Here is a 15998-nt window from a genome sequence, read left to right as displayed (position 1 = left end):
ATCTCACGGCGGCACGGAGCGGTGAATGACGCGAGTATTGATCACTGGAGGTGCGGGATTCATCGGATCGCATGCGGCCGACGCGCTGCTGGCGGCCGGCTATGAAGTCCGCCTGCTCGACAATCTCTCGCCGCAGGTCCACGGAGGCAACCGCCAGCGTCCCGCCTACCTTGCCAAAGACGCGGAGCTCGTCGTCGGTGACGTCACCGACGCTCTCGCGGTCGATCATGCGTTGCGCGGCACGGACATGGTCCTGCATCTCGCATCAGCAGTCGGCGTCGGCCAGAGCATGTACGACATCGAACCTTATGTCAGGACCAACGAGCTCGGCACCGCCGTGCTGTTGCAGACATTGTCCAAGCGCCCGGTCGCGCGGCTCGTGGTGGCCTCGTCCATGAGTATTTACGGCGAGGGCCTCTACCGGAGCGCCGATCAGAGCGTGGTCGCCTGCGAGGAGCGGGCAGTCGAGCAGCTTCGCCGCGGCGATTGGGAGCTGCGCGATGCAACCGGCAACCCGCTCGATCCTGTTCCGACCCCGGAGACAAAGCAGCCTTCGCTGAGCTCGATTTATGCGCTCAATAAATATGCGCAGGAGCGCATGTGCCTGATCACGGGCAAGGCTTATGGCATCCCGACGGTGGCGCTACGCTTCTTCAATGCGTTCGGGCCGCGTCAGGCGCTGTCCAATCCGTATACCGGCGTGCTGGCCATCTTTGCCGCCCGGCTGCTCAACGGCCGCCCTCCCCTCGTCTTCGAGGACGGCCGGCAGCGCCGCGACTTCGTCCATGTCCATGACGTCGCCCGCGCCTGCCGGATGGCGCTGGAGGCGGAGCACGCGCAGGACGTCTTCAACGTCGGCTCCGGCCAGAGCCGCACCATTCTGTCGGTCGCGGAGGATCTGGCCGAAGTCATGGGGCGCCGCGACATTGCGCCCGAGCTGACGCGGAAATATCGCGCAGGAGATATCCGGCACTGCTTCGCCGACATGGGAAAATCCCGCGACGTGCTCGGCTTCGAGCCTCGCGTCGCATTCAGGGATGGGCTCGAAGAGCTGGCGGAATATCTCGCCGACCAGATCGCTGACGATCAGGCGGAGCGGGCCACCAAGGAGCTGCAGCAACGAGGATTGGTCGCGTGATGAGTGAACGAGACAACAGACCCGTCCTGATCACCGGCGGCTGCGGGTTTATCGGGTGCAACCTTGCCGACCGCCTCGCGGAGCGCGGCGAGCCGGTGCTGATCCTGGATAACCTCGCCCGCGCCGGCGTGCGGGAGAATGCGCAGTGGCTGAAGTCCCGGCATGGCGACCGGGTCACAATTACCGTGGCCGACATTCGCGAGCCGATCCCGGTGATCGACGCCGTACGCGAAGCCCGCGCCGTGCTGCACCTGGCCGCCCAGGTCGCCGTCACCGACAGCGTGAGCGATCCGGCCGCCGATTTCGAGATCAACGCGCGGGGCACATTGAACGTGCTCGAAGCCGTGCGCCTCCACAACAACGCCGCGCCGGTGGTGTTCGCCTCGACTAACAAGGTCTACGGACGCCTGATCGACGATGGCGAGATCGCGCTCACCGGCCGCCGCTACACGCCGACAAGCGGCCTGCTCGCCGCCGGCATCTCGGAAAATGCGCCGCTCGACTTCTACAGTCCCTATGGATGCTCCAAGGGAACGGCGGATCAATACGTCCACGACTATGCGCGGGTCTACGGCCTGCAGACCGTGGTGATGCGCATGAGTTGCATCTATGGGCCCCGTCAATTCGGCACCGAGGATCAGGGCTGGATCGCGCATTTCCTGCTGAGCACCATCCGCAGCAAAGAGCTGACGATCTATGGCGACGGCCATCAGGTCCGCGATGCGCTTCACGTCTCCGACGCGGTCTCGGCCTGGCTCGCCGTGCTCGATGGCATCGCGCTCGCCCGTGGACGCGTCTTCAATCTCGGCGGCGGTCCGGCCAACGCGATCAGTCTGCTGGAATTGATCGACCGCATCACCGATCTGACCGGCCGCAATGTGGCCTATCGCTTCGCCGATTGGAGGCCCGGGGATCAGCCCTGGTACGTGACCGACACGCGCGCGCTCTCCAGCGCGCTCGGCTGGGCGCCTCAGGTTTCGTTCGCAGACGGCCTCCGATCCCTTCACACCTGGCTGGACGGCCGGTTCGGATCGTCACAAGGCAACCGCGAGGCGCTGGCATGACGCGTGTTGCCCTCATCAACCCGAATTGGGATTTTGGCGGCAGCATCTATTTCGGCTGCCGATCCCCTCACCTTCCGCTCGAACTCGGGATCTCCGAGCATTATTTGATGGCGGCCGGGCACAAGACGCTGCTGCTCGACGCCCACATGTTTGACCTTTCTCTCGCCGATATCGAAGCCGAGCTGCGCGCGTTCGGCCCCGACCAGATCGTCATCACGACGGCACCGACCTATCTGTTCTGGCGCTGTGCCCCTCCCGAGCTCCGCGTCCCGCAGGAGCTTGCGAGGGCGGTGCGCGACTTGGCTCCGATCCTCGTCGCGGTGGGCCCCCATGGCTCGACCGTGCCAAAAGCGGCGCTTCGAAAGCTCGGCACCGACATCGTCGTGATGGGCGAGTGCGAGGCCTCCTTATTGCGTCTCGCCAATGGCGAACGGGACTTTCCGGGCCTGTGCTTTGCCGATGGCGCCTCGCTCCGCGTCAATGGCGGCCCGCAGGCGGTCGCATTCAAGGATCAGCCGCCGCTTGACTGGCCGGAGGAGATGATCCGGCGGCACCACCATCACCACCACCGTTTCGAAGCCGAGCCGCAGGCGCCGGGCGCTGAGGTCGAGGCGTCCAGGGGATGTCCGTACAACTGCACGTTCTGCGCCAAGGAGAACTTCCGCAACGCCTACCGCAAGCGGCCTGCCACCATCGTTCTCGAAGAAGTCGAAGGCCTGCGCCGTCAAGGCATCGAATATGTCTATTTCATCGACGAGATATTTCTTCCGAACGAGGAACTGCTGGAAGGGCTGGCCACACGCGGGCTGAAATTCGGGGTGCAGACCCGCATCGACCTCTGGAAGCCGGACATGCTGGCTCTGCTCGGCCGCGCCGGCTGCGTCTCGATTGAAGCCGGCATCGAGAGCCTCACGGTCGAGGGCCGCGCCGCGCTCGCCAAGAACTGCAAGATGACGACCGACCAGCTTGCCGAACGGCTGGTCGAAGCGCGCCGTCACGTCCCCTTCGTGCAGGCCAATTTGATCGAAGTCCCCGAGGACGATGACCCCATCGTGCAGCGCTGGCGCCGCACCATGCAGGATGCCGGCATCTGGGCCAACGATCCGGTCCCGCTGTATCCCTATCCAGGCTCGCCGGATTATCGGAAGCTGTGGGGCGAGCCCGACGATTTCGCCTGGGAGCGCGCGCACCGGCACTATCTCGCGATGTTCGACCAGTTCAGCGACGTGCAGAACGATCGCCCGGTCCCGCTCGAGACTCTCGAACTGCAGGTGGCATCATGAGCCGCAGCTCGCAGCTCCGGATCCTGATGACGACCGATACCGTTGGAGGCGTCTGGACCTATTCGTCATCTCTTGCGTCGTCCCTTGCAGCGAAGGGCGCCGACGTCACCCTGGTGACGATGGGTCCGCGCGCGCGGGCCGGCCAGCTTGAGATGCTCGGTGGCTCGCGGGTCCGCCTGATCGAAACGGACCTTGCACTCGAATGGCAGTATCCGGAAGGACAAGATCTGTCCCAGGCCAGGCGCGTCCTTGCGAAGCTCGAATCCAGAATCCGGCCTGACGTCGTTCACCTCAACAGCTTTCGCGAAGCGAACTTCGCCTGGCGCGCTCCAGTGGTGGTCGTCGCGCATTCCTGCGTCAACTCCTGGGGGCTCGCGTGCCGCAATACGAGCTGGCTAGGTGAACCGAAATGGCGCGGCTACACCGAACGGGTGACGGCCGCATTCGACACGGCACAGGCCTGGGTTTGTCCCAGCCAGTCCTTCCACGATGACGTTGCGGAAATCTATCGGCCTCGCTCGCGCGGCATCGTGATCTGGAATGGAATTGACCCTCAGGGCCTCGCGGGACGGAAGCAAGACATGATCTTTGCAGCGGGCCGGCTCTGGGACCGCGCCAAGAACATCGAGGTCCTGGCGGCCGCGGCGCCTGGACTGGACTGGCCCGTTCAGGTCGCCGGGCCGGCGGATGAGTGCCCTTCGGCTTCCGTCACCTGGCTCGGGCAGTTGTCTCACGAAGCCATGCGCGCGCACTTGCAGCACGTTGCCATCTTCGCCAGCCCCGCGCTCTATGAGCCGTTCGGCCTCTCCGTTCTGGAAGCCGCGGCCGCGGGATGTGCCCTCGTCCTGTCCGACATTCCGACCTTCAAGGAATTATGGAGTGGGGCCGCGCTGTTCGTCGATCCCACCGACAGCAAGGCGCTGCATCGAGCGCTCGCAGGTCTGTGCACCGACGATCGCGAGCGGGTGCGGCTGCAACGTGCCGCCTTCGAGCATTCCCTGACCTACTCGCTGACCCGAACCACGAGCGCCTATCTCAGCCTGTACGAGGAGCTGCTTGCCGTCCATCACGCGCCCGCCCCCATGGAGGTCCGCGCATGAAATGCGTTCTGTTCTACCACGCGTTCACCTCCTGCTGGAACAACGGCAATGCCCATTTCCTGCGCGGTTATGCCCGCGAACTTCACGCGCTCGGTCATGAGGTAGTCGTGTTCGAGCCGATCGACGGCTGGAGCCGGTTGAATGCGCTCCGCGAGGGTGGCAATCAGACCATGGAGGATATTCCAACGCTGTTTCCCGGCATCGGCATCCGCCGCCACGATGCCCCCCTTGATCTCGATGAGGCGCTGCACGGCGCCGATCTCGTCGTCGTCCACGAATGGAATTCACCTGATCTGATCGCAGACATCGGATCGAGACGGGCTCACGGCGCTCCGTTTACGCTGCTGTTCCACGACACCCATCATCGCGCCGTCAGCGCACCGGACGAACTTGCGCAGTTCGACCTCGACGGATTCGACGGTGTGCTCGCCTTTGGCGAGGTGCTTCGCCAAATCTATCTGAAGCTCGGCTGGGCCGACCGGGCCTTTACTTGGCACGAGGCGGCCGATGTCGCCCTGTATCATCCGCTGCCGCATATCGAGCGCACCGACGATGTCGTCTGGATCGGCAATTGGGGCGACGGCGAACGCAGTGCCGAGCTCAACGAATTTCTGGTCGAACCCGTGGCCGAGCTGAAGCTGCGCGCGGGGGTCTATGGCGTCCGCTATTCGGACCCAGCCCTCGCCACCATTCAGGCCGCAGGTATTCGGTATGGCGGCTGGCTGCCAGCGCACTGGGCTCCCATTGCTTTCGCTGGCGCACGTGCGACTGTCCACGTCCCCCGCGGCCCCTATGTCCGCTTGCTTCCGGGCATTCCGACCATTCGCGTCTTCGAGGCGATGGCGTGCGGCATTCCACTGGTCTCGGCCCCCTGGTCAGATGCGGAAAACCTGTTCCCGGAAGGTGCCTATCTCAGTGCCTCCGACGGCGCAGAGATGAAGCGGGCGCTCCGTGCGCTGCTCGATGACCGGGAATTATGGTCCGCCACGGTGGAGACCGGACTCCGGACGATCAAGGAGCATCACACCTGCCGTCATCGGGCGGAACAGCTTGTCGGCATCGTGCAGAACCTCCGGGCCTCACGCCACTCCACACAGCCCCTGCGATATATCGGAGCCTCCGCATGAAGATCTGCTTCTTCGGATCCAGCCTCGTCTCATCCTACTGGAACGGTGCCGCCACCTATTACCGCGGCATGCTGAAGGAGATTGCGGCCCTCGGCCACGACGTCACATTCTACGAGCCGGATGCCTTCGAGCGCCAGGCTCATCGCGACATCGACGATCCGGACTGGGCGAAGGTGGTGGTCTATGCCGCGACGCCCGACGGCTGGCGAAGCTCGCTTGAGGAAGCCGCCCGCTCGGCCGACATGCTGGTCAAGGCCAGCGGCGTCGGCGTCTTCGATCAGGAGCTGGAGAACGCGGTCGCCGACATCCCATCGAATGCAATGCGCATCTACTGGGACGTCGATGCCCCCGCGACGCTGGAGTCGGTGGCGGACAATCCAGACCATCATCTGCGCCATGCGATCCGGTCCTACGACATGGTTCTGACCTATGGCGGCGGCGATGCCGTCGTATCCGCTTATCGCGGCATCGGCGCGCGAGACTGCGTACCGATCTACAATGCGCTCGACCCCGCCACGCACTTTCCGGCGCCGCCCAATACGCACTTCACTTGCGATCTGAGCTTGCTGGCAAACCGCCTGCCCGATCGCGAGCAGCGCGTCGAGCGGTTCTTCATCGATGTCGCACGCCAATTGCCCGACAAAACGTTCGTGCTCGGTGGATCGGGGTGGGATTCCAAAGACACGCCAGCCAATCTGCACAAGGTCGGGCATGTCGGGACCGGCGACCACAACGCGTTTTTCGGCTCCGGTCTCGCTACGCTGAACGTCAATCGCGACAGCATGGCGCGCTACGGCTTCTCGCCGCCAACGCGCGTGTTCGAGGCCATCGGTGCCGGAGCTTGCCTGATCACCGACCAGTGGGACGGCATCGATCATTTTCTCGAGCCAGATCGCGAGGTGCTGGTGGCCGCGAGCGGGGCGGAGGTCGCCGAGCATCTTGCCGCACTGCGTCCCGACCGGGCTCGGGCCATCGCAGCGCGCGCTCGTGCGCGCATTCTGAGCCATCACACCTACCGGCAGCGCGCGCGCAAGTTCAACGATCTCTTTGCCGCAAGCAGTTCGCGAATCGAGGCAGCAGAATGAACCTCACCATCGTCGTCGTCGGTCTTTCGGTTACTTCGTCCTGGGGCAATGGCCATGCCACGACCTACCGCGCCCTGATCGAAGCCCTGGCACGACGAGGTCACCACGTCACGTTTCTGGAACGCGACGTCCCCTGGTATCGCGAGCATCGTGATCTTGCCAAGCCTTCCGGTTGGACCGTCGAGCTTTATCAATCCTTGAAGGACATCCCGCAGCGCTTCGGCAAGATGATCCGGGATGCCGATCTGGTGGTCATCGGCTCCTACGTGCCCGACGGCATTGCGATCTCCGAATGGATCACGACCCATGCCCGGGGGATTACCGCCTTCTACGACATCGACACGCCGGTCACGCTTGCGAAGCTCGAGCAGGGCCTGGACTACCTTTCCGCGGCGATGATCCCGCGCTTCGACCTTTATCTGTCCTTTGCCGGCGGCCCGGTGCCCGGCATGATTGAGGAGAACTATGGCAGTCCGTTGGCTCGGGTGCTGTATTGCAGTGCCGACACCGAGATCTACGCGCCGCAACGCGCGGAGAAGAAATGGGCACTGGGCTATCTCGGAACCTACAGCGAGGACCGGCAACCGGTTCTGGAGGAGTTGCTGCTCGCCCCTGCTCGCACTCTGTCACACGAGCAATTCGTCGTCGCCGGGGCGCAATATCCTGATGAGGTGGTCTGGCCCGCCAATGTCGCCCGGATCGAGCACCTCACGCCCAGACATCATCCGGGATTTTACGCACAGCAACGCTTTACGCTAAACGCCACCCGCGCCGACATGCGCGCGCTCGGCTTCTCGCCCAGCGTTCGGCTTTTCGAAGCGGCCGCGTGCGGCACGCCCGTCATCTCGGACCGGTGGCCTGGAATCGAGACGGTCTTCGAGCCTTCCCGGGAAATCCTGCTCGCATCGAGCCCCCGCGACGTCGTGGAGATCCTGCGCGACATGCCCGAGGAGCAAAGGCGCACGATCGCGGAAAACGCGCGGCGCCGCGTTCTGGCCGACCACACCTCCGACCACCGCGCCCGGCAAGTGGAGACCTACTATGCCGAGGCATCGGTACGTCGCCGCCGGAAACCCCCGCAACTTTCCGCCTCGCGTCCCATGCAGGTCGCTCAAATCTGAAAGGCAGCACCATGACAGTTCAGACCCGCATCAACGCATCCCGCCGCTCTCCCACCGTTCTGGTGGCCGGCGGCGCCGGCTTCATCGGATCCCATCTCTGCGACGCGCTTTTGCAGCGCGGCCACACCGTGATCTGCCTCGACAACCTCTTCACGGGGACGACCGACAACATTCGGCCGCTGCTCAATCATCCGAATTTTCGCTTCATCGAACATGACGTACGCGATCCCGTCGAGATCGAGGGCGATATCGACCGGATCTACAGCCTCGCCTGCCCGGCGTCGCCCCGTCATTACCAGAAGGATCCGGTCGGCACGATGAAGACGTGCGTGCTCGGCACCATCAACATGCTGGAGCTCGCGCAGCGGAAAGGCGCCCGGGTCCTGCAGGCATCGACCAGCGAGATCTACGGCGATCCAGAGGTCCATCCGCAGCCGGAATCCTATCTCGGCAACGTCAATCCGATCGGACCCCGGGCCTGCTACGACGAGGGCAAGCGGGCAGCGGAAACGCTGATGTTTGATTACCATCGCATGTACGGGGTCGAAATCAAGGTCGCGCGCATCTTCAACACCTACGGACCCCGGATGCTGGAGAACGACGGACGCGTGGTCTCCAACTTCATCGTGCAGGCGCTTCGCGGAGAGCCGATCACGATCTATGGAGGTGGTACGCAGACCAGGAGCTTCTGCTTCGTCGACGATCTCGTGCGTGGCCTCCAGTTGCTCATGGAGAGCCCATCGTCAGTCACCGGACCGTGCAACCTGGGTAATCCGCACGAGGTTACGATCGAGGCGATCGCGCGCGACGTGCTGGCGTATACGGAATCAGCCTCCCCGCTCCGGTTCGAGGAGCTGCCGAAAGACGATCCGAAGCGCCGCAAGCCCGTTATTGACACGGCCGTGAAGGCGTTGGGGTGGCGCCCGCGCGTGGCGCTCAAGGATGGTCTTCGCGCGACGATTGCTTATTTCGCCATGCGCATGGCCGGCGAAGCGCCGGCACTGGTCCCGGCTATTGCACCGCGGAGGAGCGGACGTACCGGGGCACGTGGCCAGCTCACGATCGCAGATCGGCAGTAGTAACAGCCCACGAACCCGCGCGAGCCCTCAAGCGCGTGAAGCAGCCGCGCCACGGGCCGGCTTGCAGAGGTTCTCGAGATGGTACTGGTATTCGGAGATCGCGCGATTGGCCATCCGGATTCGGTTTGCCTGGCCTTCCTCGACCATCATGGTGATGCGTTGAGCGAGAAACACGCACGCCTCGAACTCATCGTGGATCGCCCCGCTGCGGGCCAGAAAGTCCCATGCGATCTCATAGGCCTGTTCGGCAGCAGGATTGCGGTAGTCGCTGAAGATGATGTGCGCCATTGCAGCAAAACGCGGATGAGAGGGTTTCGGTCCTGCGAGCCCATATGAGGACGCAGGCGACTCAGCGGCCGAAGCGCTGGTCTCGCCCTTGCGGGTGTGATGTGCGATCAGGCCGCCTGGCGCTGATGCGCCAGATATTCCATTGTCACCTTCTCGACGTTTGAGTCGATCCAGGCGGCCATGCGCTGCTTCTCCTTCAGCGATGTCTCGAGCGGCTCCTTGGCCTCCGCGAAACCAGCGGCGCCGCAGAGGGCGAGCAGAGACTTGTAGGCAGCGATCTCGAAATTCTCGAAGGCATTGTTGGCGAACGTATTCTTGAGAATCTCGTCGCCGGCAACAGAGTGTGCCATCGCTTGCATGTTCGCCATCATGGATTGCGTCGTATCCTTGAGGCTGGAGGTACTCTCGCCGCAGGCTTCCAGACATCTCTCCAGCCGCTTCAGCTGCTCGTTGGTCTCCTGAAGGTGGGCGGCAACCTTGGCCTTGACTTCGGGATATTCGTCCAGTCGTTCCGACTGGCGCTCCATCAACTCTCGCCCCTGCACTTCCATCGCATGCGCATTGCGTAATCCAACGACGAATGTATCGCGGGCTGCGGTCGTCATTTCATGTTCTCCATTTCACGGGGCCCTGTCGCCGCCAACCGCAGTTTCGGTGGATCGTTCCTCGGGTGATCCACGACGCCAACGCCGGGTTCCGGCCGTTGGACCCGAAGCTAACCTGCGATAACAGAACGCAAATCCTCCTCCCGCCGCAGGAACGCCGCATGCAAATCACTGTTTCCCGGAGCGGGTGGTCGCATCGCCAAACGGCCGCAGCGCTCAGGGACACGAATGACAAACAATTTTCCGCACGTCGGCAGCTCAGGCCCTTCGCTTGGCCGGCCTGGATCTGGCCGGCCGGGCGAGGGACGGCCGGACAACACTTCCGATCCGTTCTTCATGACGATCCGCGACGATCTTGCGGACAAGGGCTTCTTCACGGCGACGGCGGAGGAGCTGATCACCTGGGCGCGGACCGGCTCGCTGATGTGGATGACGTTCGGGCTCGCCTGCTGCGCGGTCGAGATGATGCAGATGTCGATGCCGCGTTACGACGCCGAACGCTTCGGATTCGCGCCACGCGCATCACCGCGCCAGTCGGACGTGATCATCGTCGCGGGCACGCTCACCAACAAGATGGCGCCGGCGTTTCGCAAGATCTACGACCAGATGCCCGAGCCGCGCTACGTGATCTCAATGGGGTCCTGTGCCAACGGCGGAGGCTATTATCACTATTCCTACTCGGTCGTGCGCGGCTGTGATCGCGTCGTGCCGGTCGACATCTACGTGCCCGGCTGCCCGCCGACCGCAGAGGCGCTGCTATACGGCGTGATGCTGCTTCAGAAGAAGATCCGGCGCATGGGTACGATTGGGCGCTAGAGAATTGATTACATCGGACTCGAATGAACATGACGCAGATCTCGCTTCCCTCTTCCGCCGACGCGGAGCACCCGCAATCCGACCTCGACCGCAACGACAGCACGCGGCAGATCGTCGCTGACGTCGCCTATCGTCAGCTTGCGATCGTCAACGTCATCTTCGTCGGTTTCGAGAACGCCGGCGACGGCAATTGGGTGCTGGTGGACGCCGGCATTCCTGGATCGGCTGGCGCCATCCGCTCCGCCGCGAAAGCGAGATTCGGAGGGAACGGCCGGCCCGCCTGCATCATCATGACGCATGGGCACTTCGATCACGTCGGCGTGCTCGAAACGCTGGCGAATGAATGGGAAGTTCCGGTTTATGCCCATGCGGCCGAGCATCCCTATCTTGACGGAAGTCAATCCTATCCGTCGGCCGATCCCAGCGTCGGTGGCGGGCTGCTCGCCCGGCTTTCTCCGCTCTTCCCGACAAGGCCGGTGAACGTCGCATCGCGCCTCTATGATCTTCCCTTTGATCATAGCGTACCCTTCATGCCGGAATGGCAGTGGATCCATACGCCCGGCCATACCCCAGGGCATATCTCGCTCTGGCGCGAACGCGATCGCGTGCTGATCGCCGGAGATGCCTTCATCACGACGCGGCAGGAATCCGTCTACGCCGCGGTGACGCAAGCGCCGGAGATGCACGGACCTCCGATGTATTTCACGCCCGATTGGGAAAGCGCGAAGACATCGGTGCGCGCACTTGCCGCGCTCGCTCCAGAGATCGTCGTCACCGGGCACGGCGCGGCCATGCAGGGGCCGCAGATGCGCGCGGCTCTCGATGCTCTCGCCGAACGGTTCGACGAAGTTGCCGTGCCTTCGCAATATCGACGCGGAGTCGTCGAGGACAGAGCTTGATCGCGCTGCACGGCTAGGAACGGTGGATGCTTCACATGATTGGTCCGACATCGAAACCTCAAGGAGAAGACAGATGCGTAAGACGATCCTGACGATCTTTACGGCAGCAATGCTTGCAGGCGCTTCAGTCGGCGCAGCGTTCGCGCAAGGTGCAGGCGGTGGCGCTGGTGGTGGCGCAGGCGGCGCCGGCGGTGGTGCGGGTGGCGCCGGAGGTGGCGCGGGCGGCGGCGCGGGCGCCGGGGCCGGCGGCGGTGCTGGAGCTGGCGCTGGCGGTGCAGGAGCCGGCTCGGGCGGAGCCGGCGGCTCCGGTGGCGGCGGCATCACCCATGTCGAGCGGGGCGGACAAGGTGCTTCCAGTCCTCCCGGCATGCGCAACGAGACGACCCCACCGTCCAACGGCACCATGCCGCGGCGCTAACGGTTCGCGGTTCGCAATTTTCTAACGCGCGCTCCCTGCTGTTGCGCGCCTGAGAGCGGCCTCGGCGAGATCCTCTCCTCGCCGGGGCCGCATCGCGTTCACGTCTAAAATTTAAAGGCTTTCAAAATAGTCGCTAGAAACTCCATAGGAACGCAACCCGGCAGCACTCATTGCGCAATAGCGTCAACACAAAAAGGAGCTGCGCATGTACTACTTCGACAAACGACTGCAATATCCGGTCAGGGTCGAGAAGCCCGATCCGATCTTCGCCCGCCAGCTGCAGCAAGCCATCGGCGGCGTCGAAGGCGAGATCCGCGTCTGCCTTCAGTATTTCTTCCAGGCCTGGGGTGCGCGGGGGCCGGCCAAATATCGCGACATCCTGCTTAATACCGCGACCGAAGAGATCAGCCACATCGAGATGCTCGCGACCGCGGTAGCGCTGAACCTGGAGAATGCGCCGGCAACGATGCAGGAGACCAGCCTGCAGGCCAATCCAGTCGTCGGCGCGGTGATGAACGGCGGTGAGCGGCCGCGGCATGTGATCGAGGGCATGCTGCACCGGCATCTGCTCTCGACCGGCATGGCTGCCTTCCCTGCCAATTGCGACGGCGTCCCCTTCGATTGCTCACATGTCTATGCCAGCGGAAATCTGGCCGCCGACATGTATTGCAACGTCGCGGCTGAATCCACCGGCCGGACCCTCGCCGTGCGTCTCTTCAACTCCACCAGCGATCCCGGCATGCAGGACATGCTGAGCTACCTGATTGCGCGCGACACCATGCATCAACAGCAATGGCTCGCGGTGATCGAGGAGATGGGCGCGGACGCCGCCCTGCCTATTCCGAACAGCTTCGACCGCAGCAAGGAGGCGACCGAGTTCAGCTACATGTTCATGGGCACCGAACGCAACGCGGCGCCGCTGCAGCCGGGGCGCTACTGCGAAGGTCCTTCGCTCGACGGCCAGGGGTCGTTCAGCTTCCGCGCCGGGTTCGAGCCGTTGGGCGAGGAGCCTGTGCTCGGACCGGCGCGGCCGGATAGCGGCGCACAGGTCGAGCAGATGAACGAGCCGCCGGTGACGAACGCGCTGGCCTGATCTCGTGCCACGGCCGGGGTCGTCCCATGAAAGGGACGGCCCTGGCCGATGTCTAGCGACCCCGAGCCATCAGAACGCCCAACAGAAACGCCGCAAAGACCGCCTGCAGCGGCGCTGCTCTGGTCATCTTCCGCAGCTGGTCGGCCAATTGCGCCGAGGTCGTTTGGAAAGGCGTATCGAGTCCTGTTCTTGTATCGCCGTGCGACGCGTGCGAGCCGTTCTGCGCGGTGACCTGATCGTCCACAAGACCGGACGCTTCGGTCATCGCGGAGCTTTCCCTGATATCCATCCTGATCCTCCAATGCGGTTTTCCAGTCAGCGATCGACCTCGCCGAAGACGATGTCCAGCGACCCCAGGATCGCCGAGACGTCCGCGAGTAAATGCCCCGTGCAGAGAAAGTCCATCGCTTGCAGGTGGGCGAACCCGGGCGACCTGATCTTGCACTTGTAGGGACGGTTCGTCCCATCCGAGATGAGGAACACACCGAACTCTCCCTTCGGAGCCTCGACGGCGACATAGACCTCGCCAGCGGGAACGTGGAAGCCCTCCGTGTAGAGCTTGAAGTGGTGAATCAGCGCCTCCATGGAACGCTTCATCTCGCCACGTCGCGGCGGCGCGACCTTGTTGTCCTGCACGAGCACCGGGCCTTGGCCGTCCGCAGACTTCAGCTTCTCGATGCACTGCTTCATGATGCGCACGGATTGCCGCATCTCCTCCATGCGAATGAGATAGCGATCATAGCAGTCGCCGTTCCTGCCGACGGGGATGTCGAAGTCCATCTCGGCATAGCAGTCGTAGGGCTGTGCCTTTCGCAAGTCCCAAGCCGCGCCCGAGCCCCGCACCATCACGCCGGAGAAGCCCCACGCCCAGGCCTGATCGAGTGTCACCCGGCCTATATCAACGTTTCGTGCCTTGAAGATGCGGTTGAGCGAGAGCAGCCGATCCAGATCGTCGACGACGCGCAGGAACGGATCGCACCAGGCTTCGATATCATCGATCAGTTTGGGGGGAAGGTCCTGGTGCACGCCGCCGGGACGATAATAGTTGGCATGCATCCGGCTGCCGGACGCACGCTCGTAGAACACCATGAGCTTCTCGCGCTCTTCGAAGCCCCAAAGGGGTGGCGTCAAGGCCCCCACGTCCATCGCTTGCGTCGTGACGTTCAGAAGATGAGACAAGATGCGGCTGATCTCGTGATAGAGTACCCTGATCAGCTGCCCTCGCCGCGGAACTTCAAGCCCGATCAGTTTCTCTATCGCCAGGCAAAATGCGTGCTCCTGCGTCAAAGGAGCGACATAGTCGAGCCGGTCGAAATAGGGGATCGCCTGAAGATAGGTCTTGGCCTCGATCAATTTTTCGGTGCCCCGATGCAGAAGACCAATGTGCGGATCGACCCGTGCGACGACTTCGCCGTCAAGTTCGAGCACGAGCCTCAGCACGCCATGAGCGGCGGGATGCTGTGGACCGAAATTGATGGTGAAATTTCTAAGGCTGGGAGATTGGTCAGGCATACGGCTTCCGATCGAGGACATCCGTCACCTTAATCGCGATCGGCATCAAACGGCTTCACACAGGTTAACGATTCGCGTCGAACCCGAGAAAAGGAGCCGTCAACGTCGCACTTTGGAACGCCGCTTCACGAGGGACGTTCAATGTTGAAATTGGAGATTTTCATGAAACATCGATTGCTCCTGGCTGCCGCGTCTCTCGCGCTTGTGATGGGCTTCGGCTCCTCGACGGCCGCCGTCGCACAAGACCGCTACTGCCTTCAGGGCCGCGTTTGGGGCTATCCGGGCAACTGCCAGTTCGCCAGTTACGCTCAGTGCATGGCGACTGCATCGGGAACGAACGCCTATTGCGGCGTCAATCCTCGCTATGCCTATGGCCGGCGATACAGGGGATATCGGTGACCAGTCCCGCTTGCGGACTGGCAATCGAGCCCCGTTCTGACCGATCCCGCCGTTGAGCCGAGCGCCCCATGGCAGCAGAGCAAATGCTCACGGCCATCGTGTTCGCCGGTGGTCTTGGTCTGGGCGCGCATCGTGGCGGCGCAGTTGAGGCACTTACTTCTTTCGGTCGATACGTTGGCGGATGTCCAGCAAGAACCGGGTAACACCATCATCCGGGCTGACGCCATCGGGCGGCGCGATGGTGGTGATGCCCCAGTTCGCCAATACCGCTTCCTGCACCGGATTGCGCTGCGTGACGAAAGCGAAGGACCTCGGTCGGTCCTGGCGGTGCCCGGACTCCTCCCAACTCTGCCAAATCCGGTGCAGCAGGAGCCGAATGTTGGGATCGGACATGCTGTATCCGATGAAAAGCAACGTGCTTCCCAAGGCATCGGCGCGAAACCGGATATCGAGTGGCGAGTCGAACGCGAGCCGGTTGAGGAAGTCGGTCTCGGTCAGGACGAGCGAGGCATCGTCGTCGAAGTCGCCATGGAATTTGATGATGTGTGTGACGCCGGAACGGGCGCCCGCAATATCCTTTGCGTTGCTGATCTTGGCGTAAGGCTTTTCCAGGACGTCGAAGGCTGTCTCGAGGTTGCGGTCGTAGTTCGTGGTGTAAATGGTCGGAAAATCGAGCTCCACGATCAGCTTGTGGAGCCGCGAGGCTGCGATCCTGTCCGGGTCGACGCGCCAGTTGCGGTCGAGCCAGCTGCGGAGCGGGCCAATTCCGCCGCGCTTAAGCCGGTAGTACTCAGCCAGCATCTGATAGCCGCCGTGCATTCCATCGATCATGTTGCGCTCAAGTCCAAGGTCATCCAGCAGGTGGTCGATCAGAGACTGCCAGGACGGCAGGCCGACAGCCATCGAGACGCCGGCACCGACGAACAGGATGGCGCAGCGCCGCTTGTCGCAGCGGCCAGGACCTCATGAGG

The 15998-nt window shown here is 63.3% G+C and carries 18 protein-coding genes; 13 read left to right on the top strand and 5 right to left on the bottom strand.

What is annotated here, in order from left to right:
• Positions 1-25: 25 nt before the first annotated feature.
• From IVB41_RS26105 to IVB41_RS26070, 8 genes are read left to right on the top strand one after another with little or no spacing between them, the layout of a single operon-like run.
• A complete protein-coding gene (locus IVB41_RS26105) occupies positions 26-1138 on the top strand; it encodes an NAD-dependent epimerase/dehydratase family protein (protein WP_247402530.1) in 1113 nt (370 codons plus the stop codon).
• Positions 1138-2202, top strand: a complete 1065-nt coding sequence (locus IVB41_RS26100) for a GDP-mannose 4,6-dehydratase (protein ID WP_247436223.1) — start codon at positions 1138-1140, stop codon at positions 2200-2202. Before IVB41_RS26105 ends, IVB41_RS26100 begins: the two co-directional genes overlap by 1 nt.
• Positions 2199-3485: a TIGR04295 family B12-binding domain-containing radical SAM protein gene (locus IVB41_RS26095; protein ID WP_247436220.1), complete on the top strand. Its 1287-nt coding sequence runs from the start codon at positions 2199-2201 to the stop codon at positions 3483-3485. The genes IVB41_RS26100 and IVB41_RS26095 overlap by 4 nt, the downstream gene beginning before the upstream one ends.
• Entirely contained in the window at positions 3482-4585 is a 1104-nt protein-coding gene (locus tag IVB41_RS26090; protein ID WP_247436217.1) for a glycosyltransferase family 4 protein, read from the top strand. Before IVB41_RS26095 ends, IVB41_RS26090 begins: the two co-directional genes overlap by 4 nt.
• A complete protein-coding gene (locus IVB41_RS26085) occupies positions 4582-5712 on the top strand; it encodes a glycosyltransferase (RefSeq protein ID WP_247436213.1) in 1131 nt (376 codons plus the stop codon). The genes IVB41_RS26090 and IVB41_RS26085 overlap by 4 nt, the downstream gene beginning before the upstream one ends.
• On the top strand, positions 5709-6797 hold the full coding sequence (locus IVB41_RS26080) for a glycosyltransferase (RefSeq protein ID WP_247436210.1): 1089 nt from the start codon (positions 5709-5711) through the stop codon (positions 6795-6797). Before IVB41_RS26085 ends, IVB41_RS26080 begins: the two co-directional genes overlap by 4 nt.
• Positions 6794-7918, top strand: a complete 1125-nt coding sequence (locus tag IVB41_RS26075) for a glycosyltransferase (protein ID WP_247436207.1) — start codon at positions 6794-6796, stop codon at positions 7916-7918. Before IVB41_RS26080 ends, IVB41_RS26075 begins: the two co-directional genes overlap by 4 nt.
• Positions 7919-7929: 11 nt before the next feature.
• A complete protein-coding gene (locus IVB41_RS26070) occupies positions 7930-8997 on the top strand; it encodes a UDP-glucuronic acid decarboxylase family protein (RefSeq protein ID WP_247436204.1) in 1068 nt (355 codons plus the stop codon).
• Positions 8998-9024: 27 nt separating this feature from the next.
• On the opposite strand, the gene IVB41_RS26065 is transcribed toward IVB41_RS26070, so the two are convergent.
• Together IVB41_RS26065 and IVB41_RS26060 are read right to left on the bottom strand one after the other, a co-directional pair.
• Entirely contained in the window at positions 9025-9285 is a 261-nt protein-coding gene (locus IVB41_RS26065) for a hypothetical protein (protein ID WP_247290808.1), read from the bottom strand.
• Between the two features lie 107 nt (positions 9286-9392).
• Entirely contained in the window at positions 9393-9890 is a 498-nt protein-coding gene (locus tag IVB41_RS26060) for a ferritin-like domain-containing protein (RefSeq protein WP_247436202.1), read from the bottom strand.
• A gap of 228 nt (positions 9891-10118) precedes the next feature.
• Here IVB41_RS26060 and IVB41_RS26055 point away from each other — a divergent pair, with 228 nt between their 5' ends.
• The 4 genes from IVB41_RS26055 to IVB41_RS26040 all read left to right on the top strand — a co-directional run bounded on the left by IVB41_RS26055 (position 10119) and on the right by IVB41_RS26040 (position 13116).
• The gene (locus IVB41_RS26055) at positions 10119-10706 is read left to right on the top strand and encodes an NADH-quinone oxidoreductase subunit B family protein (RefSeq protein WP_276576680.1); all 588 of its coding nucleotides are present in this window, start codon (positions 10119-10121) and stop codon (positions 10704-10706) included.
• Between the two features lie 29 nt (positions 10707-10735).
• Positions 10736-11605 carry an MBL fold metallo-hydrolase gene (locus IVB41_RS26050; RefSeq protein ID WP_247436199.1) on the top strand — a complete coding sequence of 290 codons (870 nt, stop codon included), beginning with the start codon at positions 10736-10738 and terminating at the stop codon, positions 11603-11605.
• 73 nt (positions 11606-11678) lie between these two features.
• Positions 11679-12023: a hypothetical protein gene (locus tag IVB41_RS26045; RefSeq protein ID WP_247436196.1), complete on the top strand. Its 345-nt coding sequence runs from the start codon at positions 11679-11681 to the stop codon at positions 12021-12023.
• A 205-nt stretch (positions 12024-12228) separates the two neighbouring features.
• On the top strand, positions 12229-13116 hold the full coding sequence (locus tag IVB41_RS26040; protein WP_247436193.1) for a manganese catalase family protein: 888 nt from the start codon (positions 12229-12231) through the stop codon (positions 13114-13116).
• A 52-nt stretch (positions 13117-13168) separates the two neighbouring features.
• Here IVB41_RS26040 and IVB41_RS26035 read toward each other — a convergent pair whose 3' ends face one another.
• Together IVB41_RS26035 and IVB41_RS26030 are read right to left on the bottom strand one after the other, a co-directional pair.
• The gene (locus IVB41_RS26035) at positions 13169-13405 is read right to left on the bottom strand and encodes a hypothetical protein (RefSeq protein ID WP_247436191.1); all 237 of its coding nucleotides are present in this window, start codon (positions 13403-13405) and stop codon (positions 13169-13171) included.
• A 26-nt stretch (positions 13406-13431) separates the two neighbouring features.
• Positions 13432-14628 carry an NADH-quinone oxidoreductase subunit D gene (locus IVB41_RS26030; RefSeq protein ID WP_247436188.1) on the bottom strand — a complete coding sequence of 399 codons (1197 nt, stop codon included), beginning with the start codon at positions 14626-14628 and terminating at the stop codon, positions 13432-13434.
• A gap of 162 nt (positions 14629-14790) precedes the next feature.
• Here IVB41_RS26030 and IVB41_RS26025 point away from each other — a divergent pair, with 162 nt between their 5' ends.
• Complete coding sequence (locus IVB41_RS26025; protein ID WP_247290823.1) at positions 14791-15027, top strand: DUF3551 domain-containing protein; 237 nt, start codon at positions 14791-14793, stop codon at positions 15025-15027.
• Between the two features lie 153 nt (positions 15028-15180).
• Here the strand turns inward: IVB41_RS26025 and IVB41_RS26020 are convergent, their stop codons facing one another.
• The gene (locus tag IVB41_RS26020; RefSeq protein ID WP_247438153.1) at positions 15181-15957 is read right to left on the bottom strand and encodes an SIR2 family protein; all 777 of its coding nucleotides are present in this window, start codon (positions 15955-15957) and stop codon (positions 15181-15183) included.
• Between the last annotated feature and the right edge of the window lie 41 nt (positions 15958-15998).

This window comes from Bradyrhizobium sp. 44 (assembly GCF_023073095.1).
In the GTDB taxonomy this organism is placed as follows: domain Bacteria; phylum Pseudomonadota; class Alphaproteobacteria; order Rhizobiales; family Xanthobacteraceae; genus Bradyrhizobium.
This window is presented reverse-complemented; position numbering and strand designations above follow the sequence as displayed.